The organism is Halarchaeum grantii (genome assembly GCF_014647455.2).
In the GTDB taxonomy this organism is placed as follows: domain Archaea; phylum Halobacteriota; class Halobacteria; order Halobacteriales; family Halobacteriaceae; genus Halarchaeum; species Halarchaeum grantii.
The window spans coordinates 225511-241048 of the sequence record NZ_BMPF01000002.1; the positions used below are offsets into that span (position 1 = coordinate 225511).

Sequence of the window (15538 nt, forward strand, 5' to 3'; positions counted from 1 at the left end):
GGCCGTCGCGGGCGTTCAGCGCCCACTCAGCGCCAGTAATGATTAGGAACGACCGTGAGGGATTAGCGGACCTTCGTGCCCGGTTCGCTGTCGCCGTGCGTCGTGAGGAGGTCGGCGTCCTCGCCGGCGGCGAGCACCATGCCGTTCGACTCGACGCCGAACAGTTCGGCCTGCTCCAGATTGGCGACGACGACGACCTTCGTGCCGGGGAGGTCGTCGAGGTCGTGGAGCTGCTTGATGCCGGCGACGATCTGGCGCTCCTCGACGCCGATGTCGACGGTGAGGCGCGCGAGCTTGTCCGCGCCCTCGATGCCCTCGGCGGCCTCGATGCGCCCGACGCGGAGGTCGAGCGCCTCGAAGTCCTCGAAACCGATGCGCTCCTCGAGCAGGTCCTCGAACTCGCTCTCAGTCTCCGCGTCAGAGTCGTCGTCGCTCACGTCTCCGTCTTCGCTCTCCTCGCCCGTAGTCTCCTCGACTCGCTCGTCGAGCTTCCGGTTGAGCTCCGCGACGCGCTCGTCGTCGATCTTCTCGAAGAGCGGCGCGTCCGGCTCGTCGAAGGACGCGGGCGGCGCTTGCAGGCAGTCGGCGACGGTGGCGTCCGCGGCGTCGCCGTCCTCGCCGAGCTGGCTCCACGCGAGGTCCGCCTTCTCGGGCGTGAACGGCTGGAGGAGGACGCTCACGGCCTTCACGATCTGGACGCAGTCGCGGATGACGGGCGCGGCCTCGTCAGCGTCGAGCTTCCACGGCTCCGCGTTCTGGATGTACTCGTTGCCGTAGCGCGCGAGCGCGACCGCCGTCTCGCCGGCGCTCCGGACGTCGTAGTCGTTGAGGGCGTCCTCGTAGTCGTCCATCGCCGCCGCGATGCGCGTCTCCGTCTCGTCGGTGAGGTCGGCGTCCGGCGTGCCGTCGAAGTTGCGCGCGGCGAAGAGGAGCGCGCGGTTCACGAAGTTGCCGACGACGTCCGCGAGCTCCGTGTTCACACGCTCCTGGAAGCGCTCCCACGAGAAGTTCACGTCGCGCTCGAAGCCCGCCGCCGTCGCGAGGTAGTAGCGCAGGAGGTCGGGGTGGAAGCCCTCCTCCAAGTACTCGTTCGCCCAGATAGCGCGGTTTCGGGAGGTGCTGAACGCCTTCCCGTCGAGGTTGACGAAGCCGGTCGCGCAGACCGCGCGCGGCTCGTTGTACTCGGCCGCCCGCAGCATCGACGGCCAGAAGACCGTGTGGTGCTGGATGATGTCGCGGCCGATCACGTGGACGATTTCGGAGTCGCCGTCCTTCCAGACCTCCTCCCAGTCGTACTCGTCGGTGCCGACGCGCTCGCTGTACTGCTTCGTGGACGCGACGTACTCGATGGGGGCGTCCACCCAGACGTAGAGCACGAGGTCCTCGGACCCCTCGCCCGGATAGTCGATGCCCCAGTCCATGTCGCGCGTGATGCAGAGGTCCTGCAACTCGCCCTCGATCCACTCGCGGGGCTGGTTCTGCGCGTTGCTCGTCCCCTCCATGCGGTTGATGAACCCCTGGAGGTACTCCTGGAACTCCTCGAGACGGAGGAACTTGTGCGCGCGCTCGTGGTACTCGGCGGGGTTGCCGGTGAGCGTCGAGACGGGGTCGACGATCTCGCCGGGTTCGAGGTGGCGCTGACAGCCCTCGTCGCACTCGTCGCCGCGCGCGTGCTCGCCGCAGTACGGACACTCGCCCTCGACGAAGCGGTCGGGGAGCCACTGGTCGGCGTCCGGGTCGTAGGCGACCGGAATCTCGCGCTCGTAGACGTGGTCGTTGGCCTCCCACGCGCGCACGAACTCCTGCGTGAGTTCGACGTTCGTCTCCTCGTGGGTGTGGCCGTAGTTGTCGAAGTCGACGTTGAACTTCGGGAACGTCTCGGCGTACTCCTCGTGGTGGCGCAGCGCGAACTCCTCGGGCGTCACGCCCTCCTGCTCGGCGTTCACGGCGATGGGGGTGCCGTGCATGTCGGAGCCGGAGACGAGCGCCGCCTGCTGGCCGAGCGTGCGGAGGCCGCGCGTGAACGCGTCGCCGCTGACGTACGTCCGCAGGTGGCCGACGTGCAGGTCGCCGTTCGCGTAGGGGAGCCCGCACGTCACCAGCGCGGGGTTCTCTGTGGGGAACTCCTCGTGAGACATACGTGATACCGCGCGCCGTATCGGCCTAAATCCCGCGGATTCCGACTCCGCTAAGCAGGGGTGCGCGAGTGAACCCCATGCTCACCGCGTCGCGGACGAGCGCCTTATGCCCGCGCGGTCACTCGGTTACGTCGCATGGGTTTCGGAAGCTACGACGAGTCCGAGCAGGAGAAGCAGAACTCGGGGACCGACTACGACGACGAGGACGCCGTCAGCGTCCACGAGAACGACCACGACGGCTCGGTCAGCTTCGACACCGGCGCCTCGAGCGGCGAGCTCGTCGACCGCCTGCAGGAGATGAAGGGCGGCGACGACGACGAGGAGTAACCGGCGACGCCGCCGGAGGACGGCGGGCACCAGCCGACCGACGCGGGCGGGTGGCGACGAGTCGAGCGACCCCGTCCACGCGAGCGCCGCGAGCGCGACCGCCACACGTTCGTTTTCGACGGGTTCGATTCCGACGAGCGGCGCGACCGGTGACGTGACCGCGGTTCAGACGCCGGCGCCGACGCGCGCGGCGTCGAGCGTCTCGAGGAAGGTGCGGAGCATCTCGCGCGTGACGTGGGGCATGCAGACGATGCGGGCCTCGCCGCTCCCCGTCCGGGAGAGCCGCCAGCCCGCGTCGCGCGCGGCCTCGAACTCCGCTTCGGGGAGCGAGAACGCGACGAGCGGGAGTTCGGGGTCGACGACGTCGTACCCCCGGTCGGTGAGTTCGTCCGCGAGGTAGGCGGCGTTCCCGCTCGCGCGCTCGTGGTTCGCCTCGTACTCGGCGGACCACTGCGCGTCGAGCGCGGCGGCCGCGCCCGCGACGCCCGCGCCGCTCCGCGTCCCCGTGAGCGTCGCCTGCGCCGTCGACTCGAGGTACGGCGTCTCGACGGCGAGCCGGTCGAGAGTGTCCGCGTCGCGCGCGAGGAACCCCCCGGCCGGGATCGGCGCGCGCCCGACCTTGTGCGGGTCGATGGTGAGCGTGTCGACGGGCGCGTGCCCGAAGTGCCAGTCGTGGTCGGTGAACGGGAGGTGGAAGCCGCCCCACGCGGCGTCGACGTGGAAGCACGCGTCCGCCTCGTCGGCTACGAGGCCGAGTTCGGGGATGGGGTCGACGCGGCCGAACTCGGTGGTGCCGGCGACGCCGACGACGAGCGCGGTGTCGTCGTCCACGGCGGCGCCGACGGCGTCGACGTCCGCGCGATAGTCGTCGTCCACGGGGACGAGGCGTAACTCGACGCCGAGCAGGTCGGCGGCCTTGTTGAACGAGAAGTGCGCGCTCTCGGGCGCGACGACATTCGGGGTGTCGCTCTCCGCGACCTCGCGAGCGGCCCGCACCGCCTGAATGTTCGCCTCGGTGCCGCCGCTCGCGACGTAGCCGGCGGGGTCGTCGAGGCCCGTGACCTCCGCGAGCGTGTCGACGGCGCGGTCCTCGAGGTCGGCGATGGCCGGGTACGTGGCGGGGTCGCCCGGGTTGTCCGCGAGGAACCGCTCGGCGGCCGCCCGCGCCTCCGGGTGCGGGCGCGTGCACATCGAGGAGAGCACGCGGTCGAACTCCTGGGGCGACGCGTCCATACCCACCTGATACTGTAGCGGCCGGTTAAGACGTTCCGTTCGACGCCGACCGAGACCGACCGGGAGACGGTCGGCGTCGACGTCTACTTACCGGACCGAGTCGAGGATGAGGCGCTGTTCGACGCGCTTGGCCTCGTGCTGGACGTCGCGGACCGCGTCGACGTTCGCGCTGATGGAGGAGACGCCCTGCTCGACGAGGAAGTCGACCATCTCGGGCTTCGAGCCGGCCTGCCCGCAGATGGAGGTGGCGACGTCGTGCTCGCGGCACGTCTCGATGACGCCCTCGATGAGCGCGAGCACGCTCGGGTGGAGCTCGTCGAAGCGCTCGGCGACGTGCTCGTTGTTCCGGTCGACCGCGAGCGTGTACTGCGTGAGGTCGTTCGTCCCGAAGGAGACGAAGTCCGCGCCGGCCTCGCAGAACTCGGCCGCGCAGAGCGCGGCGGCCGGCGTCTCGACCATCACGCCCCAGCGGCGCTTCGCCGTGTCGACGCCCGCCGCCGCGAGCGCGTCGCGGGCGGCCTCGGCGTCGCGGCCGTCCGTCACGAGCGGGAACATCACCTCGACGTTGTCGTACCCCATCTCGTAGAGCTCGGCGAACGCGGCGAGTTCGAGTTCGAAGAGCTCGCGCTCGTCGAGCGAGCGCCGGATGCCGCGATAGCCCAGCATCGGGTTGTGCTCGTGGGGCTCGTTCTCGCCGCCCTCGAGCTGGCGGAACTCGTCGGTGGGCGCGTCGAGGGTGCGCACGCGGACCGGGCGGGGGTAGAACTCGTCGGCGACGCTCCGAATCGCCTGCACGAGTTCGTCCGTGTACGCCTCGGCGCCGTGCGTCTCGACGTAGCGCTCGGGCGTCTGGTTCGTGGAGAGGATCATGTGCTCCGTGCGGAGCAGGCCGACGCCGTCCGCGCCCGTCGCGGCGGCGCGCTCGGCGGCCTCCGGGATGGAGACGTTCACCTTCACCTCCGTCGCGGTCATCGGCTTCACGGGCGTCGTCGGGCGCGCGTCCTCGACGGGTTCGCGCTCCTCGTCGGGTTCGGCGCGCCCCGACTCGACGGTCCCGCGGTCGCCGTCGATGGTGATGGGTTGGTCGTCGCTGAGCACGGCGGTCGCGCTCCCCGCGCCGAGGACCGCCGGGACGCCGAGTTCGCGCGAGACGATGGCGGCGTGACTCGTCATCCCGCCCTCGTCGGTGACGATGCCCGACGCGCGCTTCATCGCGGGCACCATGTCGGGCGTCGTCATCTCGGTGACGATGACGTCACCCTGCCCGACCTTGTCGAGCTCGTCGAGGCCCCGGACGATGCGCGCCGCGCCGCTCGCGATGCCGGGGCTCGCGCCGAGCCCGGAGACGAGCGCGTCGCCGTCGCTCGCCTCCGTCTCGGCGATGGCGGCGTCGTCGTCGATGGTGGTGATGGGGCGCGACTGGAGCATGAACACCACGTCGTCGACGATCGCCCACTCGACGTCCTGCGGGGTGCCGTAGTGTTCCTCCACGCGCTCGCCGAGCGTGCGGAGTTCGTCGAGTTCGGCCTCGGAGAGGACGCGCTCGGTTCGCTTCGCCTCGGGGACGTCGACCTCGACCGTCTCGCCCGTCTCGGCGTCGCGCGTGATGAGCGTCTTCTTCTCGGCGACCGTCACGTCCTCGACCGCGCCGCTCCCCCGGTCGACGACGTAGTTGTCCGGGGAGACGCTCCCGGAGACGACGCCCTCCCCGAGCCCCCACGCCGCCTCGATGATGGTGGTCGGCGCGCCCGTCGAGGGGTGGGAGGTGAACATGACGCCGGACTTCTCGGCGTCCACCATCCGCTGGACGACGACGGCGATGTCGACGCCGTCGTGCGGATAGCCCTGCTCCTCGCGGTAGTAGATGGCGCGCTGGGTGAACAGCGACGCCCAACAGCGCTTCACGCGGTCGAGGAGGTCCTCTCGATCGACGTTCAGGAAGGTCTCCTGTTGGCCGGCGAAGCTCGCGTCGGGTTGGTCCTCGGCGGTCGCCGAGGAGCGAACGGCGACGAACGGCTCGTCGCCGAAGTCGTCGTAGGCCGCGAGCACCGTCTCGGCCACCTCCGCCGGGAACTCGGCGTCGAGCACGAGTTCCTTCGCGTGGCTGGCGGCGTCCGCGAGCGCCGCCGAGTCCTCGACGTCCACGTCGAGCGTGCGCGAGAGCTCCTCGTCGAGCCCGGTCTCTTCGAGGAACGCCCGGTAGGTGTCCGCCGTCACCACGAACGCGGACGGCACCGGGAGGCCGGCCTGTGTGAGCTCTCCGAGCGAGGCGCCCTTCCCGCCGACGCTCGAAACGTCCTCGGCGCTGATGTCTGCGAGCCAACGTACTGGCATTAGGCGTCTGGACAGAACGAACCCCGGGAGATAGTCGTTTCGGAGGGTATATAGGGGTATTTCGGTATTCGGAGCCGAGTTAATCGTCGCACGTGACGGCTCCGCACCGACACCGGGGCGCAGGGTTTTACGTCGCCCGCCGACACGGAGGTGGTGTGAACTGGAAACGCGCGTTCCGCTGGGCGGGCGCGTACTTCGTCTGGACCGTACTGTTCGCGCTCGTCGGCGTCGCGCTCGTCGCCGGCGGCGCGTACCTCCTCGCCGCGAACGCGACGCCGACGGCGGTCGGCCCGGCGACGGTGCCCGTGCCGACGAGCGCCGGCCTCCCGGGCCTCGCGCTCCTCGTCGCCGGCGTCGCCGTCTACCGCTTCGGGAAGGCGTGGGCGCTCTACCGGACGCTCACCGGCGCGGTCAGCGAGGACGTCGCGGACACCTACGACACCCAGCGCGTGAAGAGCGACATCGTGAGCGTGCTCGACGACCGACTGAGCGACATGCAACAGGACCTCCAGTCGGTGAACCGGGAGATGCGGGAGTTGAAGCGCGAGAGCGAAACCGGGGTCGAGAGCAGGAGCGAGCGCGGCGGCGACGGGTCGTTCTAAGCTTCGAGTATCTCGTCCTCGTCGTCCTCGGGGGGGACCCGAATCTCGCCGTCGAGGGCCGTCGCGGCGGTGCCGCCGACGCGGACGTCGTCCTCGACGCGCACGCGGACCTCGCCGGGCCGCTCGACGTAGTGGCCCTGCTCGCAGACGAGTTCGTCTGGGAAGTCGGTGCCGAACGCCGCGACCTCGTCGAGGTAGGCGCCGACGGCGCCCGAGGCGGTGCCGGTGACGGGGTCCTCGTGGATGCCGACGGGCGCGCAGAACGCCCGGCCGTGCAGGGAGGCCTCGCGCTCGAGCGTGTCGAAGGTGAACGCGTAGACGCCCTTCGCGCCGACGCGCTCGCAGAGGTCGCGGACCGCGGCGTCCTCGGGGTCGACCTCGCCGAGCGTCGAGAGGTAGTCGAGGCCGACGACGAGGAAGGGGAGACCGGTGTCCGCGACGGCGAGCGGGAGTTCGTCGACGAACGACATCGCATCGACGCCGAGCGCGTCCGCGACGACGTCGTCATCGAGGTTCGGGAGGCGACGGACCGACGGGTCGCGCTGCGTCATCCAGACGACGCCGTCGTCCGTGAGTTCGACGTCGAGGACGCCGACGTTCGTCTCGACGGTGTGCGCGCCGGCCTCGAGGACGCCGGCCTCGTGGAGGTGCGCGTGGGTCGCGACGGTCGCGTGCCCGCAGAGGTCGACCTCGGTGGTCGGCGTGACGTAGCGCAGACGGCGGTCGGCGTCGTCGCTGTCGGTGACGAACGCGGTCTCGCTGACGGCGAGTTCGCGCGCGACGGCCTGCATCTGGGCGTCGCTCAGGCCCGCGGCGTCGGGGACGACCCCGGCGGCGTTGCCGGCGAGCGGGCGGTCGGTGAACGCGTCGCAGAGGAGAGCGCGAGTTGTGTGCACGTCACGGTACTCGGACGCGACCCTGTTGAACGCTCGGCTTCGTCGACGCGCTCACCGTGCGCGCTCCGCGATGAGGGTTCGGAAGCGCTCGTAGGCGTCGGCCGCCGTCTCCACCTCGATGACGTCCGCGACGCCGCCCTCGAGGAGGTATTCGACCGTCTCGCTCGGTTCGCAGTCGTCGGTGACGACCTTCGCCTGTAGGTGTCCGCGGCGCTTAACGAGGTAGACGCCGGGCTCCTTCTCGTCGAGGGTCCACTCCCCCGTCCTCTGTGTGACACTCATCATCACTCACCTTGCTAAACAATAACACACAAACTACGATGATAAACCTTTCCCCCGTCTCACGCGCCGAACCGGGGCCGACCCACCGCGAGCGGCTATCCGACCACTTAACGTCCTCCGAACCCTCGGGCCAGAACAGATACCACATGTCCGAGCTCCCGGACGACTTCAAGTGCACCATCACTAACTGGGAATACATCTACGGGCTCTGCCGGGACGTCGCCACGCAGGTCAAGCGCTCCGAGTTCGAACCCGACGTCATCGTCGCGCTCGCTCGCGGCGGCTGGTTCGCCGGGCGCTGTCTCTGCGACTTCCTCGGACTCAACGACCTCACGAGCCTGAAGATGGAACACTACGTGGGCACCGCCCAACAGAGCGGCGAGGCCGAAGTTCGCTACCCGATGCCCGAGGGCTCCGTCGAGGGCAAGGACGTCCTCGTCATCGACGACATCGCCGACACCGGCGGCTCCATCGAGCGCGCCCACGAGTACGTCGAGGAGCGCGACGCCAACGACGTCCGCACCGCCACCCTCCAGTTGCTCGGCACCAGCGAGTTCGACCCCGACTTCGTCGGCGAGCGCCTCGAACAGTGGGCGTGGGTCGTCTACCCGTGGAACTTCATCGAGGACATGACCGACCTCATCAGCGGCGTCATGGAGACCGACGACGACGGCCCCTACACGAAAGCGGAGATCCGCCACCTCCTCTCCGCCTACCACGACGTCGAGCGCATCGAGATGGAGATCGCCCAGCCAAACCGCCTCGACGAAGTCTTAGAGGAGATGGTGCGCCGGGACGTCCTCGTCAAGAGCGCCGACGACGAGTGGCTGCTGCGCGACGAGGCCTAGTTCTCGACTCAGTCCGCCGGCTCCGCGTCACGCGACGCGACGACGTGCTCCTTCCACGTCCCGCGCGTGAACCAGAGGCCGGCCGCGAGACAGCCCACGATGTCGCCGAGCGCCACCGCCCACCAGAGCCCCGTCGACCCCCAGCCGAGCGCGAACGCGAGCACGTACGTCGCCGGCACCCGCACCACCCAGAGCGTCACCAGCGAGAACACCATGCTCGTCCGGGTGTCGCCCGCGCCACGGAACGCGCCGAGGATGACCTGCAGGAGCCCCATGAAGACGAACATCAGGCTCATCACGCGGACGTACTCGCTCGCGTGCGCGAGCGTCGCCGCGACGCCGGGCGCGTCCGCCGTCAGGAACGGCGCGACCGCCGCCTCCGGGAAGCAGAACGCGAGCGCCGCCACGACCGCCATCGACCCGACGACGAGGCCGCCCGCGACGTGGACCGCCTGCTCCGCGCGCCCCGGTTCGTTCGCTCCGAGGTTCTGCCCGACCATCGTGTTCGTCGCCTGCCCGAGGCCGAGCGCCGGCAGGAAGACCAGCGACGACAGGCGGTTCCCGATTCCGTACGCGGTGACGACGGCGGGCGGGAACGCCGCGATCATCGCCGTCAGGACGACCATCGCGAGCGACGACGTCGACTGCTCGATGGCGCTCGGAACGCCGAGGCGAACGATGTCGCGCACCACCTCGAAGTCGGGCCGCAGGTCCGCCGCGCCGACGGCCGGGCCGCGAGCCGTGTAGAAGAGCACGTAGAAGCCGACGGCCGCCGCGACGACGCGCGAGAGCACCGTCGCGAGCGCGGCGCCCTGCACGCCGAGCTCGGGGACGCCCGCGTAGCCGAAGATGAACAGCGGGTCGAGCGCGACGTTCAGCCCCGCCGTGAGCAACATCACGTACATCGGCGTCCGCGTGTCCCCGTACCCACGGAGGAGGCTCGTGAAGACGAAGAAGCCGAAGACGAACGGCACGCCGAGGAAGTACGTCTGCATGTACTCGCCGGCGAGCGGGACGACGCGCGCCGCCGTCCCCGGGTCCGCCGGCAGCAGGGAGAGCAGGGGCTTGGCGAGCAGGAAGCCGAGAATTCCGATGCCGACCGCGATGACGGAGACGAACCAGATTGTCTGCCCCGCCGCCTTCGACGCACCCGCCTCGCTGTCCGCGCCCGTGTGCTGGGCGACGAGGATGCTCCCGGCGGCCGTGAACCCGCCGCCGACCGAGATGAGGAGGAAGACCATCGGGAACGCGAGCGAGAGCGCGCCGACCGCGTCCGGCGAGTACGCGCCGAGCCAGATGGTGTCCACGAGGTTGTAGACGACCTGGAGGAGTTGGACGACGACGAGCGGCCACGCGAGGCGGAGCGTCGGGCGGACGAGCGGGCCGCTCGTCAGCGAGCGAGAGGAGTCACTGGGAGCGGAGGGACCGGGCACTACTACCAGTGAGACCTCCGGGCGTCTTGAACGCTCCTGAGCCGTGATAGCGTTGCCGCAACCCCCGCGTTAGCGACGCCGGGGCCCGAAACATACACCGGATTTTCCAGAAAAACTAAATACGGATCCACGGGTAGTAGTAATGAATCATGGGAGTGGCGGATTCCGAGGCGGCGGCCTTCTCGCGTGAGCTGGCCGCACTCAAGCGGGAGGGCTGTAACGTACTCGTCGTCGACGACCCGGGAGGGGAACGCGCGGCCTGCGAGCGACTGCTCGGCGGCCACGACCTCGACCGCCACCACGTCTTCCTGTCCACGTCGGTCCCCCTCGCCGACGTGCTCGCGCGCCACGGCTCCCGCGACCGTGACGCGAGTCGCTTCGGCGTCGTCGACGCCACCGGTTCCGACACCACCCGCTCCGCCGTCGCCGCCGCCCCGACGGGCGCGGTCGGCCCCTCACTCGGCGCTGGCGAGCCCGAGTGGTACGACGACCTCGACGACCCCACCGACCTCGAGGCGCTCTTCGCCACCGTCAGCTCCCACCTCGACCGCGTCGTCGACGGCGAGCAGGGCGCGCCCGGTGAGCTCCGGTTCTGCCTCGACTCCCTCGACCCGCTCGCCGACGCCGTCCCCGAAGAGTCCCTTTTCCGCTTCCTCCACCTCCTCACGAGCACGGTTCGGGACGCGCGCGGCATGGGTCACGTCCACGCCTCCGCCGGCGTCCACGACGAAACCATCGACGCCATCGAACCGCTCTTCGACGCCACCGTCTACGTCGAGACGCGACCCGACGGCGCGACCCAGCAGCGCTGGGTGCTCCGCGACGCCGACATCGAGACCGGCTGGTTCGAACTCGCTTAAGCGTCGACGACCCAGAGGTCGCCGAACAGCTCGTCCTGCTCGAGCGTCAGTCGCCCGCGATGCGCCAGAAAGAGGAGCGCGAGGAACGACTGTACGCGCGACGACCCCGCGTCCGCCACCTCCGCGAACAGTACTTCCTCGCGGCCGCGCTCGTACTGCTCGGCGAGCGCCGCCTCCACGTCCGCGATGACCTCCTCGATGTCCTCGGAGTGTGCGGTGTCCGTGACGTCCGCCGCCGACGGCTCCTCCTCCATCCGGAAGTCGTCGCCCGAGCGGTAGTCGAGTTCCTGCACGCCGCGCTGGAACCCGCTCGGGCTGTCGGAGGTGTCGTACGTCCGGGACTCCTTCCACCACGACCCGCGCTCGGCCTCGCGCAGCGAGCGCACGAGCTCGTCCAGCGTCTCCGGCGTCCCGCGCTGGGGTTTGCGTTCGAGGCGGCGGTCCATCTCGTCCTCCAAGGCCGCCACCGGATCGACGTCCGGCGCGTCCGCCGGCGGCTCCATCCCCGGCTCCCAGTCCTCCCAGCCGGGCTCCTCGGCGTCCTCGGGCTCCTCGTCGGCGTCCGGTTCGAGGAGGGCGTCCGACTTCATCCGCAGGAGGACCGAGGCGTAGAAGAGCGCGCGCCCCGACGTCCGCAGATCCGCCTCGTCGAGTCGCTCGAGGAACGCGTCCGTCACGTCCACTATGTCGATGTCCCACGGCTCGATCTCGCCGTCCTTCGCCAACTGCACGAGCAACTCGACCGGCTCGACCTCCTCCTCCTCGGCGTTCGCGTCCGCAGACTCCGGCTTCGCGTCGTCCGCGTCGTCCGCGCCGTCGAACGGCAGGTCGGCCTCGCCCGACTCGTGACCGGAGAGCGTGAACGCATCCTCGGGGTTGCCGCCGTCCGCACGAAGTGCGTGCGCTCGCGTTTCTGGTGACCCGCTTCGTGGCTGACCGTCTGCTCGCGGGTCGCTCCGCTCCCCGCTCGCTCGTTCGGCGGGCCCTCGCTCCGCTCGGCCCCGCCGGTCAGTCATCCGCCGGCGCCTCCTCGCCGTTCGTCAGGTCGATGCCCGTCACGCTGCTCACGTTGTCGCCCTGCATCGTCACGCCGATGGCGCGCTCGGAGCGCTCGAGCATCGCCGAGCGGTGGCTGACGACGACGAACTGGGCGTCCTCCGCGAGCTCGTCCACGAGTTCGCCGACGCGGTCCGCGTTCACCGCGTCGAGGAACGCGTCCACCTCGTCGAGCGCGTAGAACGGCGCGGGGTTGTGTCGCTGGATCGCGAAGATGAACGCGAGCGCCGTCAGCGACTTCTCCCCGCCGGACATGGCGTCGAGGCGCTGAACGGGCTTGTCCGCGGGCTGGGCCTTCATCGTCAGCCCGCCGTCGAAGGGGTCGTCCTCGTCGTCGAGGACGAGTTCGCCCGAACCGGCGGAGAGCCGCGAGAAGATGCGCTGGAAGTGCCCGTCGATGGCCTCGTAGGCGTCCATGAACGTCTGGCGCTTCTGGGACTCGTAGCTCTCGATGCGCTCGCGGATGCCGTCGGCCTCGGAGACGAGCGTCGCGCGCTTCTCCTCGAGGTCGTCGAGCTCCGCCTCGACCTCGTCGTACTCCTCTATCGCGAGCATGTTCACGGGCTCGAGGGCCTCCATCTGCCGTTCGAGGCGCGCGACGGCGTCCTCCACCTCGTCGATCTCCGGGATCTCCGCGGCGTCGTAGTCGCCGACCGCCTCCTCGAGGTCCGCGACCTCCTCGCGGAGTCGCTCGGCCGCCCGCCGCAGGCTCTCCACGCGACTCTGGACGGACTCGACGTTCTGCTGTTGGTCGTCGCGCTCGCGCTGGGCCTCCTGTAACTCCTCCTTGAGCGCCTCGCGCTCGGCCTTCAGCTCCGCGAGCTCGTCCTCGAGGTCGTCGACGGCGGCCTCCTTCTCCGCAAGCGTCTCGCGTTTCGCCTCGATCTCCGCCTCGAAGGACTCGATTCGCTCGGCCTGCTCGGCCTTCGTGTTCTGTGCGTCCTCCACGTCGTCGTGGAGGTCCTCGATCTCGTTCTCCGCGTACTGCTGTTGGAGCTGGAGGTCGTTCAGCTCGCCATCGAGCGAGGACAGCTGGTCCTCGAGGTCCGCGATGTCGTCCCGGATCGCCTCCTTCTCGGCGGTGAGTTCGGGGATCTCCGAGTCCGCGAGCTCCGCCTCCAGCTCCTCGATGTCGGCCTCGATGGACTCGATGCGCTCGGACTGGGCGGCGATTTCCTCGTCGAGCTCGCCCATCCGCTCGTCCACCTCGGCGCGCTCGGCCTCGAGCTCCTCGAGGCGCTCCTCGAGGTCCGAGATCCGCGTCTTCGCGTCCGCCTTCTCCGCCTCGACGCGCTCGATGTCGCCCTCGAGCGAGCGCACCGTCTCGGCGGCGTCCGACTTCCGGTCGCGCGCGCCGTCGAGGCGCTCCTCGACGTCCCGGATGTCGCTCCGGATCGACTGGCGCTCGTCCTCGAGGTCGTTTATCTTCGAGGCGACCCGTTCGAGCTGGCCCTTTCCGGACTTCGAGAAGGAGTAGCGCGACCCCGAGCGAGAGCCGCCGGTCATCGCGCCGCTCTTCTCGACGAGTTCGCCATCGAGCGTCACGAGCCGATAGTCGCCCATGAACTCGCGCGCCGTCTCCATGTTCTCAACGACGAGCGTGTCGCCGAGGACGTAGGAGAAGACGGGCGCGTACTGCCGGTCGAACTCCACGAGGTCGAACGCGAAGCCCACGACGCCGGGGTCGTCCGGCTCGCGCGGGAGCGAGCGGTTCTGCATCTCCGTGATGGGGAGGAAGGTCGCCCGGCCCGCGTTCCGGGACTTCAGGTACTCGATGCAGGACTGGCCGACGCCGTCGTCGTCCACGACGACGTGCGCCATCCGGCCGCCGGCGGCGGTCTCCGCCGCCGTCGCGTGCTCGCCCGCGACGCCGCCGAGTTGGGCGACCGTGCCGTGCACGCCCTCCTTCCCGCTGTTCAGGATCGTCGAGACCGCACGGCCGTAGGAGGAGTCACCGGACTGCTCGGCGTTCGCCTCCAAGCGCGCGTACTCCTCCTGTGCGGCCTGCAGGTCGTCCTCGACGTCGTTCAGCTCCTGCTGGTGGGCCTGCTTCTGGGACTTCAGGTCCTCGACGACGTCCTCGATCTGCGCGCGGTTCCGCTCGGCCTTCTCGAGTTCGTCGCGGAGGTCCGCGAGCTTCCGGTCGAGTTCCGGGAGCTCCTCGCGCGCCGCCTCGATGTCGTCCTCGGCCTCGCGCACCTCGTTCGAGCGCCGGCGCGCCTCGTCGAGCAGGCGGTCCTTCTCGCGCTGGAGGTCGTTGCGCTCGCTCTTCGCCTCCTCGAGGGCGTCCTTCTTCGCCGCGAGCTCCGCCTTCACCTCGTCGAACTCGGTGTCGACGGACTCGATGCGCTCCTCGACGTCTGCGAGGTCCGCCTTCCGGTCCTGGACGTCCGCCTTCACGGAGGCCTTCTCGACCTTCACCTCGCGGATCTCCGCCTCCAGTTCGTCGAGCTCCTCCTGCTTGCGGTCGATGGCGACGAACGCCTCGCGGCGGTCGTTCTCCGCCTGCTCGCGGCGCTCCTCCGCGGCCTCGATCTTGTCCTCGATGCGACTGATGTCGCCCTTCACCTCCTCGATCTCGCGCTTGAGCGCGAGCTGTTCGTCCTCGCCCTTGCGCTCGATCTCGGCGTTCAGCTCGTCGAGGTCCTCCTGCAGGCGCTCCACGCGGCCGCGACGCGTGTCGAGTTCGGCCTGCAGGTCCTCGAGTTCCGCCTCGCGCTCCTCGATATCGGCCTCGGTGTTCGCGAGGTCGTCGCGCTTCTCCTCGAGTTCGGCGGCCTTCCGGTAGGATTCGTACTCCTCCTTCTCCTCCTTGAGGCCCTGATACTCGAGGGCGGTCTCGCGCTCGTCCTCGAGCTGCGAGAGGCGCTCGCGTTTCTCCTCGATGCGGAGGTCGGCCTCCTCGATGCGGTCCTCGACGACGTCGAGCTCGTCGTAGGCGTCGGCCTTCTTCGCGTCGAACTCGGCGACGCCCGCGATCTCGTCGATGATCTCGCGGCGCTCGCCGGCGGTCATGTTGATGATGCCGGTGACGTCGCCCTGCATGACGACGTTGTACCCCTCGGGGGTGACGCCGGCCTGCGCGAGCAGGTCCTGCACGTCCGAGAGGTTCACCGAGCGCCCGTTGAGGTAGTAGTAGGAGTAGTAGTTGTCCTCGGTGCGCTTCACGCGGCGCTTCACGGTGATGGTCTCGACGTCGCCGACGTCGTCGCTCCCGGCCGCGTTGACGACCTGCGAGCGCGCGAGCGCGCCGTCGGAGTTGTTCAGGACGACCTCGACGCTCGCCTCGCGCGGGCCCGCCGTCTCGCCGTCGCCGTCGTGGCTCGGGTTGTAGATGAGGTCGGTGAGTTTCTCGGCGCGCATGCCGCGCGTCCGCGCGAGACCGAGCGCGAAGAGGACGGCGTCGATTATGTTGGACTTCCCGCTACCGTTCGGGCCGCTGATCGTGGTGAAGTCCTCGTAGAACGGGATCCGCGTCGTCCGGCCGAAGCTCTTGAAGTTCTCGAGAACGATTTCGTCGATGTACATC

The 15538-nt window shown here is 69.7% G+C and carries 12 protein-coding genes; 4 read left to right on the forward strand and 8 right to left on the reverse strand.

What is annotated here, in order from left to right; translation table 11 throughout:
• Positions 1 to 62: 62 nt before the first annotated feature.
• Positions 63 to 2138 carry a methionine--tRNA ligase gene (gene metG / locus IEY12_RS07405; protein WP_188881744.1) on the reverse strand — a complete coding sequence of 692 codons (2076 nt, stop codon included), beginning with the start codon at positions 2136 to 2138 and terminating at the stop codon, positions 63 to 65.
• Between the two features lie 135 nt (positions 2139 to 2273).
• Here metG and IEY12_RS07410 point away from each other — a divergent pair, with 135 nt between their 5' ends.
• Complete coding sequence (locus tag IEY12_RS07410) at positions 2274 to 2465, forward strand: DUF5786 family protein (RefSeq protein ID WP_188881748.1); 192 nt, start codon at positions 2274 to 2276, stop codon at positions 2463 to 2465.
• Between the two features lie 165 nt (positions 2466 to 2630).
• On the opposite strand, the gene mfnA is transcribed toward IEY12_RS07410, so the two are convergent.
• On the reverse strand, positions 2631 to 3698 hold the full coding sequence (gene mfnA, locus IEY12_RS07415; RefSeq protein ID WP_188881751.1) for a tyrosine decarboxylase MfnA: 1068 nt from the start codon (positions 3696 to 3698) through the stop codon (positions 2631 to 2633).
• An 87-nt stretch (positions 3699 to 3785) separates the two neighbouring features.
• On the reverse strand, positions 3786 to 6032 hold the full coding sequence (ppsA, locus tag IEY12_RS07420) for a phosphoenolpyruvate synthase (RefSeq protein WP_188881762.1): 2247 nt from the start codon (positions 6030 to 6032) through the stop codon (positions 3786 to 3788).
• Positions 6033 to 6187: 155 nt separating this feature from the next.
• Between ppsA and IEY12_RS07425 the strand changes: the two genes are divergently transcribed.
• Positions 6188 to 6634 (forward strand): hypothetical protein, encoded by a 447-nt coding sequence (locus IEY12_RS07425; RefSeq protein ID WP_188881764.1) that lies wholly within the window; start codon positions 6188 to 6190, stop codon positions 6632 to 6634.
• Here IEY12_RS07425 and IEY12_RS07430 read toward each other — a convergent pair.
• Both IEY12_RS07430 and IEY12_RS07435 read right to left on the reverse strand, forming a co-directional pair.
• Positions 6631 to 7530 (reverse strand): PhzF family phenazine biosynthesis protein, encoded by a 900-nt coding sequence (locus IEY12_RS07430; protein ID WP_188881769.1) that lies wholly within the window; start codon positions 7528 to 7530, stop codon positions 6631 to 6633. The genes IEY12_RS07425 and IEY12_RS07430 overlap by 4 nt on opposite strands.
• Before the next feature lie 51 nt (positions 7531 to 7581).
• Complete coding sequence (locus tag IEY12_RS07435) at positions 7582 to 7812, reverse strand: hypothetical protein (RefSeq protein WP_188881772.1); 231 nt, start codon at positions 7810 to 7812, stop codon at positions 7582 to 7584.
• A 146-nt stretch (positions 7813 to 7958) separates the two neighbouring features.
• Between IEY12_RS07435 and IEY12_RS07440 the strand changes: the two genes are divergently transcribed.
• The gene (locus IEY12_RS07440; RefSeq protein WP_188881774.1) at positions 7959 to 8660 is read left to right on the forward strand and encodes a phosphoribosyltransferase; all 702 of its coding nucleotides are present in this window, start codon (positions 7959 to 7961) and stop codon (positions 8658 to 8660) included.
• Between the two features lie 8 nt (positions 8661 to 8668).
• On the opposite strand, the gene IEY12_RS07445 is transcribed toward IEY12_RS07440, so the two are convergent.
• The gene (locus IEY12_RS07445) at positions 8669 to 10093 is read right to left on the reverse strand and encodes an MATE family efflux transporter (protein WP_188881777.1); all 1425 of its coding nucleotides are present in this window, start codon (positions 10091 to 10093) and stop codon (positions 8669 to 8671) included.
• A gap of 149 nt (positions 10094 to 10242) precedes the next feature.
• Here IEY12_RS07445 and IEY12_RS07450 point away from each other — a divergent pair, with 149 nt between their 5' ends.
• The gene (locus tag IEY12_RS07450; protein WP_188881783.1) at positions 10243 to 10953 is read left to right on the forward strand and encodes a DUF7504 family protein; all 711 of its coding nucleotides are present in this window, start codon (positions 10243 to 10245) and stop codon (positions 10951 to 10953) included.
• Here the strand turns inward: IEY12_RS07450 and IEY12_RS07455 are convergent.
• On the reverse strand, positions 10950 to 11969 hold the full coding sequence (locus tag IEY12_RS07455; protein ID WP_188881785.1) for a segregation and condensation protein A: 1020 nt from the start codon (positions 11967 to 11969) through the stop codon (positions 10950 to 10952). The genes IEY12_RS07450 and IEY12_RS07455 overlap by 4 nt on opposite strands.
• Positions 11962 to 15537 carry a chromosome segregation protein SMC gene (gene smc, locus IEY12_RS07460; protein ID WP_188881787.1) on the reverse strand — a complete coding sequence of 1192 codons (3576 nt, stop codon included), beginning with the start codon at positions 15535 to 15537 and terminating at the stop codon, positions 11962 to 11964. The genes IEY12_RS07455 and smc overlap by 8 nt, the downstream gene beginning before the upstream one ends.
• Position 15538: the final 1 nt, after the last annotated feature.